General features: G+C 71.2%; 7 protein-coding genes. 2 read left to right on the forward strand and 5 right to left on the reverse strand.

Translation table 11 applies throughout. From position 1 onward, the window contains the following. Window positions 1-580: 580 nt before the first annotated feature. Window positions 581-928: a hypothetical protein gene (locus tag GHC57_RS09315; protein ID WP_153343467.1), complete on the reverse strand. Its 348-nt coding sequence runs from the start codon at window positions 926-928 to the stop codon at window positions 581-583. 327 nt (window positions 929-1,255) lie between these two features. On the opposite strand from GHC57_RS09315, the gene dusA reads away from it, so the two are divergent. Then, window positions 1,256-2,266 (forward strand): tRNA dihydrouridine(20/20a) synthase DusA, encoded by a 1,011-nt coding sequence (dusA, locus tag GHC57_RS09320; protein ID WP_153343469.1) that lies wholly within the window; start codon window positions 1,256-1,258, stop codon window positions 2,264-2,266. 21 nt (window positions 2,267-2,287) lie between these two features. Here the strand turns inward: dusA and GHC57_RS09325 are convergent, their stop codons facing one another. After that, window positions 2,288-4,480: a response regulator gene (locus GHC57_RS09325; protein WP_170294791.1), complete on the reverse strand. Its 2,193-nt coding sequence runs from the start codon at window positions 4,478-4,480 to the stop codon at window positions 2,288-2,290. 653 nt (window positions 4,481-5,133) lie between these two features. Here GHC57_RS09325 and GHC57_RS09330 point away from each other — a divergent pair. Further along, entirely contained in the window at window positions 5,134-9,741 is a 4,608-nt protein-coding gene (locus GHC57_RS09330; protein WP_153343473.1) for a 2-oxoacid:acceptor oxidoreductase family protein, read from the forward strand. Window positions 9,742-10,057: 316 nt separating this feature from the next. Here GHC57_RS09330 and obgE read toward each other — a convergent pair whose 3' ends face one another. The 3 genes from obgE to GHC57_RS09345 all read right to left on the reverse strand — a co-directional run bounded on the left by obgE (window position 10,058) and on the right by GHC57_RS09345 (window position 12,382). Beyond that, window positions 10,058-11,146, reverse strand: coding sequence for a GTPase ObgE (gene obgE, locus GHC57_RS09335; protein ID WP_153343475.1), 1,089 nt, complete (start codon window positions 11,144-11,146; stop codon window positions 10,058-10,060). 96 nt (window positions 11,147-11,242) lie between these two features. Then, window positions 11,243-11,830 carry a hypothetical protein gene (locus GHC57_RS09340; protein ID WP_153343477.1) on the reverse strand — a complete coding sequence of 196 codons (588 nt, stop codon included), beginning with the start codon at window positions 11,828-11,830 and terminating at the stop codon, window positions 11,243-11,245. Between the two features lie 129 nt (window positions 11,831-11,959). After that, entirely contained in the window at window positions 11,960-12,382 is a 423-nt protein-coding gene (locus tag GHC57_RS09345; RefSeq protein WP_153343479.1) for a CBS domain-containing protein, read from the reverse strand. Window positions 12,383-12,479 lie beyond the last annotated feature (97 nt).

A 12,479-nucleotide genomic window follows, 5' to 3' on the forward strand; every position in this document is an offset into this window, starting at 1 on the left:
CCGGATCGCGGATCACGATGACAACGGGCAAAGACCCCATCCTGAGACGATCACACGATCCGGTGCGGGGCCCCGGGTGGCCACCCGGGGCCCCGCAACCCGGCATCTCCACAATGCCACAAATCAAACAGACAATCCTGAGCGCCCGTAGGGCGCGAAGGATCTCGTGATGGGGCACGACCCATGACACCCCTGTCATCTGGATTCGGAGCCCTGGGAGGGCTGTCCCGGGCAACGGCCTCAGGTTAACGGCATCGCTCCTGCAGGTCGTTTCAGCGGGTCGGAGACCCGCGCTCGAGATCCTTCAGCCGCTTCGCGGCTTCAGGATGACACCCTATCCTTTTGGTTTGTCATCCCGAGTGAGCGAGGCGAGACGAGGGATCCGGAGAGGCCTGCCCTGACGGCGCGGACCGGGCCGTCATGTTCACCTGAGCCCGTTGCCCTGGAGGGCTGCCGGCGGCAGCGCGGTGCGGGGCGCGACCCCACTCATCCTGATCGGCGATGAACCGGACGAGTCCGGTTCATCGCCTCCGCCGCTTCGCGGCGCCGGCGCAAAGGTCAACCTTTTCGTCGGGCGGGATCAGAACACCCGGTCCAGGCGGTGGCCGAGGGCGTCGAACCGGCCCAGCCCGGCGATGGTCTGGATCGCCGCGTCATAGACGTGCGTGGCGGCCTCCAGCGCGTCGCCGGCCGAGGACACCGCCGCGCCGCGACCGCTGGCCTCCACCGACTTCACCACCATATCGACCACGAAGGGGGTGACGGCATAGGACGACTCGAGCCCTCCCGCGCGCGGCCGCCGCGCATCGGCCGCAATCGCGCCGCCGCGCCCGGTGTCCGACTGCCGGTCCCGGGAGTCGGCGAAATCCTGATGGTCGGTGGGGGTGCGGGCCTGGATGCCGGCGGTGCCGACCAGGGCCTCGGTCATGGCCGAGAGGCCGCCGGATCCACTCGACCCGACCGACCCCGGACGCGCGATCCCCGTCGTCCGCGAAACCGAGGACGAGGGGGAGATGGCGGAGCCCACTGTCGGTGTCGATAGGGCCATTCTGGCCTCCCGGCGAATCGGCGTGCGGTCGCCCGATCCGCCTCATACGGATTGGACTGGTGACACACGTCCTCACTATGTAAAGTGACTCTGTTTCGCGTGCGTGTCAACCAGAACACGTTTGGCCTTGCGCGCCTTGGGGACTCGCGCCACCGTGCCGCCGACGGCGTCAGTCGCCCGCCACCCCGAACCCGACGAAGGAGCCCCATGGGCATCGACCGTGCGCGCCGGCTGTCCGTGGCGCCCATGATGGACTGGACCGACCGGCATGACCGCTACTTTCTGCGGCTGCTGAGCCGTCACACTCTGCTGTATACCGAGATGGTGACCACCGGCGCGCTGCTGCACGGCGACGCGGCCCGGCACCTGGATCACGATCCGGCGGAGCCCCCCCTTGCCCTGCAACTGGGCGGCAGCGATCCGGCGGCGCTGGCCGCCTGCGCCCGTATGGGGACCGCCTGGGGCTACGACGAGATCAACCTGAACGTGGGCTGTCCATCGGACCGGGTCTCCAGCGGCCGCTTCGGGGCCTGCCTGATGGCCGAACCGGCGCTGGTGGCCGAGTGCGTCGCCGCCATGGCCGAGGCGACCGACCGCCCGGTGACGGTCAAGCACCGGCTCGGCATCGACCACCTGGACAGCGACGACCACTTGCACCGCTTCGTCGCGGCGGTGTCTGACGCGGGCTGCCGGGTGTTCATCGTCCATGCCCGCAAGGCCTGGCTGAACGGCCTGAGCCCGCGCGAGAACCGCGAGGTCCCGCCGCTTCAGCCCGAGCGGGTGCGTCGGCTCAAGGCCGCGTTTCCGCATCTGACGATCATTTACAACGGCGGCGTGCGCGACCTGGAGGCGGCGGCGGCCCTTCTGGAGGGGCCGGATGCTCTGGACGGCGTGATGATCGGCCGCGCGGCCTATGAGACGCCGTGGATCCTGGCCGAGGCCGACCGGCGGGTCTTCGGCGACGCCGCCGCGCCGCTGCCGGACCGGACCGCCGTCGCGCGCGCCATGGCGGACTACGCCGCGCGGCGCATGGCGGAGGGGGTGCCGCTGCAGGCCATCACGCGCCACATCCTGCCGCTGTTCCACGGCGTGCCCGGCGCGCGCGCCTGGCGCCGCCACTTGAGCGAGACCGCGCATCGGCCGGGCGCCGGCCCGGAGGTGATTCTCGCGGCCCTGGACCGGATGGAGGCCGCCGCCCCCCGCCCCGTGCCGGCCTGAGCGGTCCGCAAAGACCCGGGCTCAGGCCGCCCGGTCGGGGTCCGGGTCGGGCCGGGGGTCGGCATGGCTGCGCATCGCCCGCTGCACCGACTCCACCGCCTCCGGCAGAGCCGCGAGGGCCCGCTCGGCCTCCAGCGGCAGGGTGCGCGCCAGCGTCATCCCTTTGCCCACCTCATTCTGGCGGCAGGCGGTTTCGATGGCGTGGGTGATGCGGTACAGCCGCATGGCGCCGAAGGTGCCCGCGCTGCTGGACAACGCATGGGCGTGGTGTTCCAGCGCCGCGCCATCGTCTCGGGCCACGGCCTCGGAGATGGCGTTGACCCGGTTCAACGCCTCCTCGGCGAAGCCCTCGCACAGACCCCGCAGCACGGCCGCGTCCGTATCCTGAGCAAGGCCGTGCAGAACGCGCACGTCCAGGCGCGGCGTCGCCTCGTCCACCGGCGGCATCACGGTCTGGGGCGCGGGCTGCCGCAACGCGGTGGGACCGGCCGCCTCCGCGTGCAGGCGGTCCCAGCATCGCACGCGGGTCCAGTGGCGGATCATGGCAATCATCTGATGACGTGAACTCGGTTTGGGCAGAAAGTCGTTCATGCCGGCCTCCAGGACCTGGGTTCGGGCGTCCGCCAGGCTGTGCGCGGTCATCGCGATCACCGGGATGCGGTTGCGGCGGCCCGCCAGGGCCCGGATGCGGCGGGTGGCCTCCAGACCGTCCATGACGGGCATGGACAGGTCCATCAGGATGAGGTCGTACGGCAGGGTGCCGATGGCCTGAACCGCCTCGGCGCCGTTGGCCACGGTGTCCACCCGGTACCCGGCGCGGGACAGCATGGTCTTGGCCACCATGGCGGTGCTCTGGTTGTCCTCGGCCAGCAGGATGCGGATGCTCTTGCCGCGCCGGTCCGTCGATGCGCCGCACAGAACCCCGTCGGAGGCCCCCGATCCGGCGGTCTCGATGGGCTCCAGTCCCAGCGCCACCGACGGCGCCAGCGGCAGATCCACGTGGAACCGCGCGCCCTCCTCCGGGCGGCTCTCGACACCGATCCGGCCGCCCATCAGGTCCACCAGCCGGCGGCAGAGCAGCAGGCCCATGCCGGTGACGCCGGGCCGTCCGGCGAGCCCGGCCTGACGCGCCCCGGCCGGCTGGAACAGGTCCGCGTGCCGCTCGGCCGGGATGCCGGGGCCGGTGTCGGCCACCGTGAAGCGGACCCAGCGCGCGCCGTCCTGCGGCACCGGCGGCGCGCCTGTCGATCCATCCGCCGGCAGCAGGCGGACCCTCACACTGACCGTCCCCCGGTCCGTCACCCGGATGGCGTTGGACAGCAGGTTGAACAGCACCTGGCGGATGCGCCCGCCGTCGGCGGTGACGCGGCGCGGCACGTCCGCATCCACGTGGGCGCTGAGCGCGAGCCCGCGGACATCGGCCCGGGGCCGCATGACGTCCAGCACGCCCTCCACCAGGCCGCCCAGGCCGACCGGCTCCGGCTCCAGGGTCATCCGCCCGGCCTCGATCCAGGCATGATCCAGCACGTCGTTGATGGCGTCGAGCAGGGCCGTGGCCGAGTCCATCCCGGTGCGAACCCAGTGGGATTCCATGGGGCCCAGCGGGCTGTCCTCCAGCAGGCCCAGGATCCCGAGCACCCCATTCAGCGGCGCCCGGATTTCATGGCCCATCTGGGCCAGAAGACTGGCGGTGTCCTGCCCGGTCTCCGCCGGTCGGGACGCCGCCGCGCGTAGGGCCTGCTCGGCTGCGACTCGATTGCTGAGATCGCGGATATGGGCGGTGTATATCGGTCCCTCCGGCGGGTGCGCGGATGAGATCGTCACCTCGCAGGGAAACCGGGCGCCGTCCGACCGCATGGCCTCCAGTTCGATCCGCCGGCCCACCACCCGGGACAGGCCGGTCCGGTGCAGACGCGCCATCGCGGCCTCGTGATCCGCCCGCAGGTGGGGCGGCAGGATCAGCTCGCCCATGGGCTGGCCCAGCGCCTCTTCGCGCCGATAGCCGAACGTGGCCTCGGCGGCGGCATCGAAGGCGAGGATGCGGCCGGCGGCATCGACCGAAATGATGCTGACCGCGTCCGGGTCGGCCGCGCCGAACCCGGCCCTGTCGCGGCCGCCGTCGGGCGGCCCGGTCCTCTCGGTCGGGCCGGACCGCGCGTCTCCCGCGGGCGCGGCGGGCGTCCGGAAGCGGCGGGTGGCCGGGGTATGAGGCATGGTGGGCGGTCCTTGCGGCAATGTTGGACGACGGGGCCGGCCTTTCGCGGACCAGCGGATGTCGTTCGGTGTTAGCAAGGATCGCGCCATGCGTGCCGGTGCCCGTCGGGGCCGTTTTGTTCGGCGGCGCGGCACTCGGATCGGCGGCCGCGTCGGAACGCGTGTCAAAATGACTGTCGCGCCGGCGGCCTGTGCCGCAAAGTGACACGGGACGCGACGGGGACGCGACACGGGGGCCCGTGCCGAAACGCCACACCCGAACCGCTTTCGCAACAAATTGCCCGCAGAGGGGCGCGGGGGCCTTGAAACCGTTGGGATCGCAGGCCGGATCACGGTAGCCTTGTGCTCAGGCCCTGCGCACAGGACAGGGCCGGAAGGAGGGCCGCGCCCCCCTCGGATCCCGCGCCAACACGCGGGCGCGACCGGGCGGCGCAGGCGCGGACGGGAAACGGCTCAGGACAGGGATCCCGGTGCGGATCCGGCTGCGAACCGGGGGGCGGACCCGCCCCGGATCGGACGGCGAAGCGCGCCAAAACGACCGGCAATCGGAACAATATTTTTGTGGCCATCGCTGGCACGCAACGCTATGTCTCCACGCCGCACCGCACACAAACGAACGAACCCCGCTTCCACTCCAGATCGGACGGACCGCGATGAGCACGACTTTCTCAGGCATTCCCACCGTCATCAACGGCAACGGCGCCGTGGCCCACGTGATGTCCCATGTGTGCGGCGGGGTCATCGGCTACCCCATCACGCCGTCCACCGAGATCTCGGAGATGTACGAGGAGTTCCGGGCCAAGGGCGGGTGCAATGTCTGGGGTCATCACCCGTTCTTCTTCGAGCCCGAGGGCGAGCACTCGGCCCAGTCGGGCGCGCTCGGCGCGGCGCTGACCGGCGGCAAGTACATCTCCAACGCCTCGTCCAGTCAGGGCATCCTGTACGGCCTGGAGTCCCACTATGTGACGGTGGGCAAGAAGGTCGGCGGCTTCGTGCTGCAGGTGGCGGCGCGCGTGGTCTCGCGCCACTCGCTCAACGTCATGGCCGGGCATGACGATGTCTATGCGCTGCTGCCGTCGGGCTACACCATCCTGTTCGGGTCCACCCCGCAGGAGGCCGCCGATCTGGCCGCCATCGGCTACAAGATCGCGGCCGACTCCCTGATCCCGGTCGCCAACGCCATGGACGGCTTCGCCACCAGCCACATGATGAGCGAGGCCGCCCTGCCCGAACCCGCCCTGCTGCGGGACTACCTGGGCGATCCGGCGGACCGCATGCCCTGCCCCACCGTGGCCCAGGAGCTGCTGTTCGGCGCCAAGGGCCGGGTCTACCAGCTCACCGCCTGGCTGGAGCGGCACTGCGACGCCATCCCCGCCGAGGGCCACGCCGCCCTTGAAGCCTTCCTGACGGACAACGCCGCGGCCATCGAGACCGACAGCACCGGCAGCCTGCTGGCGGAGAGCCTCGCGCATCTGCCGGAGGACCTGAAGGGGCGCTGGCGCCGGCTGTGGCTGAACGCCTGGGAGAAGGGCACCCGCCAGCGCGTGCCCGCCCTGGTGGACGTCAACAATCCCGGCCTGACCGGCCCGGTGCAGAACCAGCCGGACTTCCAGGCCGGCGCGGTGGATCACTTCACCCACTTCGCCGCCGACGTGCCGCGCCTCGCGCGCGCCGCCATGGCCGCCTACGCCGAGAGGACGGGCCGGTCCTACGGGCCCATCATGCCCTACCGCTGCGACGATGCCGAAACCGTGCTGATCGGGCTGGGCTCCGTCACCCAGGACGTGGAAGCCGTGGTCGATCACCTGCGCGGCCAGGGCCGCAAGGTGGGCTGCATCTCCGTCAAGCTGCTGCAGCCGTTCCCGGAGGCCGAGGTCGCCGCCGCCCTCGCCGGCAAGCGCGCGGTCACGGTGCTGGAGCGCTCCGACGTCACCGCGCTGACCGGGCTGGTCACCCGCGCCCTGTCCAAGGCGCGCGAGAACGCGGGCGGCGCCGCCCACCCGGAGATCCCGGCCGTGGCCGAGCCGCCGCGCCTGACCACCGCCATCTTCGGTCTGGGCGGCCATGACCTGCAGCCGCGCCATCTGGTCGCCGCGTTCGACGCCATGGATCAGGCGGAGCGCGCGCCGCTGGTCTATCTCGGCAGCCAGTTCTTCTACGACAATCCGCCGGCCCGCCTGGCCGAGGCCCAGGCCCGCCTGAAGGCCGCCTATCCGGATACCGAACTGATGGCGCTGAAGACCGGCGCCAACCCGCACCTGCTGCCGGACGAGGCCTTCCGCATCCGCTTCCACTCGGTGGGCGGCTACGGCACCGTGGCCACGGGCAAGCTGCTGACCGACATCCTGTCCGGGGTACTGGGCCTGTACTCCAAGTCGGCGCCCAAGTACGGCTCGGAGAAGAGCGGCGCGCCCACCAACTTCTACATCACCCTCAGCCCCGATCCGGTGAAGATCACCAATGCCGAGATCGAGGACGTCGAGATCGTGCTGTCGCCGGACCACAAGGTCTTTTCGCACACCAACCCGCTCAAGGGGTTGGTCCGCGGCGGCACCTTCATCATGCAGTCCAACCTTTCCCCACTGGAGGTCTGGCGCGGCCTGCCGCCGGTCGCGCGGCGCGACATCCGCGACAAGCAGATCCGCTTCCACGTGGTGGACGCCTTCGCCGTGGCCCGCCGGCACGCGCCCTCGGCCGAGCTTGAGACCCGCATGATGGGCATCGCCTTCATCGGCGCCCTGTGCGGTCACGAGGCCCGCGTCAGCCACGGTGCCGACGAGGCGACCCTGATGGAGCGGGTGCGCGCGCAGATCGTCAAGAAGTTCGGCGGCAAGGGCGAGGCCGTGGTCGAAGGCAACATGTCCGTCATCCGCGACGGCGCCACGGCCACCGTGGCGGTCCCCTACGACGCCCCCGAGTTCCTGGACGCCGAGGCGGCCAACGAGGACGGCGACCTGCGCACCGTCGCCCTGTCCGCCATGCCCTGCGGGCTGGAGGCGGGCTGCTCGCCTAGCGCCCTGTTCGACCCGGGCTACTTTGACGACATGATCGGCGCGGCGTTCCGCGACGGCACCATCGGCGAGGCCCCGGTGATGCCGGGCGCCGGCCTGTTCATGCCGCCGGGCAGCGGCGCCATGAAGGACAAGGGCCTGTTCCGCCGTCAGGTGCCGGTGTTCGATGCCGACAAGTGCACCGGCTGCCTGGAATGCACCCTGGTGTGCCCGGACGCCGCCATGCCGTCCACGATTCACGCCATCGAGGACCTGCTGTCCCGCGCCATCGGCACCCTGGATCCGTCCGCACCCGAGACGGTGGCGCTCGCCGGCTATGGCGACGCCCTGTGCGACGGCATCCGCGCGGCCTACAACGCCGTGCGCAACCGGCACAAGCCGCTGGACGAGGCGTTCGCCGAAGCCGCCGCTTCTGTGATCCCGGCCGACGCCGGGCTGGCCGACACCGTGGCCCAGGTGACGGCCGCGCTGGCCGACTACCCGGTCGCCAAGACGCCGGTGTTCTACACCCAGTTCGAGCGCAAGGAGGCCGGCAGCGGCGGCCTCTACGCCGTCGCCCTGGACCCGTGGAAGTGCAGCGGCTGCCTGGAGTGCGTCACGGTCTGTGTGCCGGGCGCCCTGGAGCAGCGCAGCCAGGACGAAGAGGTGCTGACGGCGCTGCGCGACCGCTTCGAAATCTGGTCGCAGTTGCCCAACACGCCGTCGCGCTTCACCGAGACCCTCACCGGGACCCTGGCCAAGCGCCTGATCCTGGACCGCGACACCTATTATTCCACCACCGGCGGTCACGGCGCCTGCCGGGGCTGCGGCGAGGCCACGGCCATCCGTCAGGTGGTCGCCGCCAGCCACGCCCGCCACCGCAAGGAAACCGAAACCCGCATCGCGGAGATCGAGGGCCTGCTGGACGGCCTGACCGCCAAGCTGGCGTCGGTCACCGACGCCGACCGGCGCGCCCGCATCACGGCCACCATGGCCACCCTGGAAAAGACCCTGTTCCGCCTGGAAACCGGCCCCACCGGCAACGGCCCGGCGAGCAATCTGGTCGCCAACGCCACCGGCTGTTCCAGCGTGTACTCGTCCACGTTCCCGTTCACCCAGTACCGGGATCCGTGGGTCAACAGCCTGTTCCAGGACACCCCGGCGCTGGCCAAGGGCCTGTTCGAGGGCGCGGCCGCCGACGCCACCACCGAGTTCAAGGCCCAGCGCATCGCCGAGCTGGAGCTTGCGGACGCCTATGACCCGGCGATGCACGATCAGGCGTTCCGGCACTTCGGCTGGACCGACTTCACCGCGACGGAGCGGTCGCGCATGCCCACCGTGTTCAGCGTGGGCGGCGACGGGGCGACCTACGACATCGGCTTCGGCGCACTGTCGCGCATCCTGGCCACGCGCACGCCGATCAAGGCCGTGGTGCTGAACACCGGGGCCTATTCCAACACCGGCGGGCAGGCCTCCACGGCCAGCCTGACGGCGCAGGACTCGGATCTCGCCCGCGTCGGCGCCGCCCATGCCGGCAAGGAGGACGGCCGCAAGGAACTGGCCCTGATCGCCCTGTTCCATCCCCGGGTGATGGTGGTGCAGACGGCCATTGGCCTGCAGGCGCACTTCCTGAAGAACGTGCTGGCGGCGCTGGCGCACACCTCGTCGCCGGCGGTGCTGGACATCTACACTCCGTGCCAGGGCGAGCAGGGCATCGGCGATGCCGTGGCCACCGAGCACGCCCGTCTGGCCGTGCGCTCGCGGGTCTGCCCCGTGTTCGTCCACGACCCGGAAGCCGGCGAGTCCCTGTCCGAGCGCCTCAGCCTGGACGGCAACCCGGACCCGGATCAGGACTGGGCCCACCGCGCCGTCACCTACACCGACGCCGACGGCGAGTCGCACACCATGGAGGTGCCGCTCACGCCGGCCGACTTCGCCCGGCAGGAAGGGCGGTTCCGCCGCCAGGTCTCGCCGCGGCCGCTGGCCGACGACGTGGACGGTGTGCCGGTACACGAGTACATCGACCTGACGGCCGAGGAGCGGGCGGGCAAGATTCCGTTCACCTGGGACGTGCAGGGCACCACGCTGGTGCGTCTGCCGGTCTCGGCGCCCATCGTGGCGCTGGTCGAGGAGCGTCGGCGGCACTGGCGCCTGTTGCAGGCGCTGGCGGGCTTCGATCTGGCGCGGCTGCGCGACAGCCACCGCGCCGAGATCGAGGCGCTCAAGTCCACCCTGGATGCGGCCGCCTCGGTGACCGCCGAACCGGCGTAGGTGCGGACGCGGCGAGGGGGCCTGATGCCACGCGGGGCGCCCCCTTCCGACGTCACCCTGGGATGGGGCAGGAGTCCGGGTCCACGAGACGCGGATCGGACTCCCTTCCCATACAGGGCTCCGAACCCGAATGACAGGGGTGTCTTGTGGCGTGCCTCATAACGAGATCCTTCGCACTCTTCGAGTGCTCAGGATGACGAAATTCGTGGAACGTGCGTCATCCTGAGGGAGCGGAGCGACCGAAGGATCTCGGGAGGCGGGCTTGTGGCGGCTGAACGCCACCGTCCCCGACTCCTGCGACTCGTTTCCTGACTCGTCAGGGCGTCCAGCCCGCCGGGACCGGGTGGTCGCCGTCAATGGCGGGATCGCTTTCCTCCGGCGGCGGCTCCGGCGGGGCCATAGCGGCCCGGTGCTCCGCCACCACGGGCCAGAGCTGGCGCAGCGCCTCGGTCATGCCCTGACCGGACGCGCTGGAGATGACCGCCACCGGCTTGCCGCAGGCCTCTTCCAGGGCCGCCTTGCGGTCGGCGATCAGCTCGGCCGACAGGGCATCCGCCTTGCTCAGGGCGACCAGCTCCTGTTTGTCGGCCAGCCCCGCGCCGTAGTCCTCCAGCTCGCCGCGCACGATGCGGTAGGCGTCGGCCACGTCCACGCCGTCGGTCTCGGTGCCATCCACCAGATGCAGCAGCACGGCGCAGCGCTCCACATGGCCCAGGAAGCGCGTGCCCAGACCCGCGCCCTCGTGCGCGCCCTCGATCAGGCCCGGAATGTCGGCGAGCACGAACTCGCGCTCATCCACGGTCGCCACCCCCAGGTTGGGATGCAGCGTGGTGAACGGATAGTCGGCGATGCGCGGCCGCGCCCGGGTGACCGTGGCCAGGAACGTGGACTTGCCGGCGTTGGGCAGCCCCACCAGCCCCACGTCGGCAATCAGCTTCAGGCGCATCCAGATCCAGCGTTCCTCGCCCGGCCAGCCCGAGCCCGACTTGCGCGGCGCCTGGTTGGTGGAGGACTTGAAGCGCGCGTTGCCCGGGCCGCCGTCGCCGCCCCGGCACAGAATGATGGTCTCGCCCGGCCGGGTCAGGTCCGCCAGCAGCGTTTCCTGATCGTCGGCCAGGATCTGGGTGCCGACGGGCACCTTGATGGTGATGGATTCGCCGCCTTTGCCGGTGCGGTTGGCGCCCATGCCGTGCAGGCCGCGTTGGGCCTTGAAATGCTGACGGTAGCGGAAGTCGATGAGCGTGTTCAGGTTGGGCACGGCCTCGATCACGACGTCCCCGCCGCGTCCGCCGTCACCGCCGTCGGGACCGCCGAACTCCACGTACTTCTCGCGCCGGAACGAGACGCAGCCCGGTCCCCCGTCGCCGCTCTTGACGAAGATCTTGACCTGGTCGAGGAATTTCATGGGGCGGCAGTCCGTCAGGCGCGAAAAATGGCCGGGGCGGCGCGGCCCCGGGATGGGGCGCGCTTAAATCACGCCCCGCCCCGGGCCGCAAGGCACTTATACCAACGGCATCTGACGATGACCGTTGACGTCAGTAGCCGGTCCACAGGCGTCGGGCGCGACCGTCACGCGCAGCGCGGCGGCGTCCGGATCGCGGCTGGTCCAGGCGTCGCGGACCCCGGCGACCCGCCCCGCGAGGATCACATCCCTGACCCCCATGTCCCGCAGGACCCGGGCCAGCCCCGGACCGGCCTCCGGCGCGACGAGTCGCGAGGCGACCGCGCGCGACCGACCGTCCCGTCCGGGCCGCAGACGGATGATCTGGACGCCGGCCCCGGGCGTGCCCGTCTCGACCAGCACCACGGTCCCGACCCGGTCCATCAGCGCCGCCAGCCGAGGCCGCAGCGCCTCCGTCGCGGGGTCGCCCGCCACAGGCGCGCCCGGACCGGGACCATGGGGCCCGTCCACCACGACCAGCGCGGTCTCGTCCTGTGCCCCGGACAGCGCCCCGATGTGCGCCCCGGCCGGGCGGGTCAGACCGGCCAGAGGCACGGCAGCGGCCAGCGCGGCCAGACCGCGCAGCAGGGGGCGGCGGCCAAGCTCCGGACCATCGGAGCGATGCGGAAGGCGGGACGGGGTCAGCATGGGCGACGCTCTCTTCTATGGGAGGGGGTGACCGGCGGCGGGACGCCCCCCGAAGAAGAGAGCGCCCGGCCCCGGCCACCCGAGAGTGTCGCGGGTCCCGTGGCGGTTCGTCAAACCCGGGCGGCGGGATCACGCCGCCGGCGTGCGGTATTCATTGAAGCGATCGTGCATCAGCCGGTATTCCAGTGGCACGTCGCGGATGGAGATCATGCCGACGACCTGTCCCCCGGACAGCACCGGCAGGTGACGGAACCCCCCCTTGGTCATGATCGTCAGGGCATCCGCCAGGCTGCGGTCGATGTCGATGGCCTGCGGGTCCGGCGTCATGATGTCGGCCACGGTGGTCTCGTCGGTGCGGTGGTCGCCGCAGATGCACTTCCGGATCACGTCGCGCTCGCTGAACATCCCCACCAGCCGGTCGCCGTCCAGCACGGCCAGCGCCCCCACGTTGCGCGCCGTCAGGATGCGGCAGGCCTCGCGAACCGTCGTGCTCGGCGTGGTGCTGGCCAGGTCGCGGCCGGTCATCATCTCGCGGATGGACTTGATAATCATGATGCGTTTCCCCCTGCCTGTCCGGGTGGCCCCGGTGACTGTCACGAAACTGTAACCCGCGATCATTGATAGCACGCCCTCGGCCCGTCCGGATCCG

Source organism: Roseospira navarrensis, assembly GCF_009601025.1.
GTDB lineage: Bacteria > Pseudomonadota > Alphaproteobacteria > Rhodospirillales > Rhodospirillaceae > Rhodospira > Rhodospira navarrensis.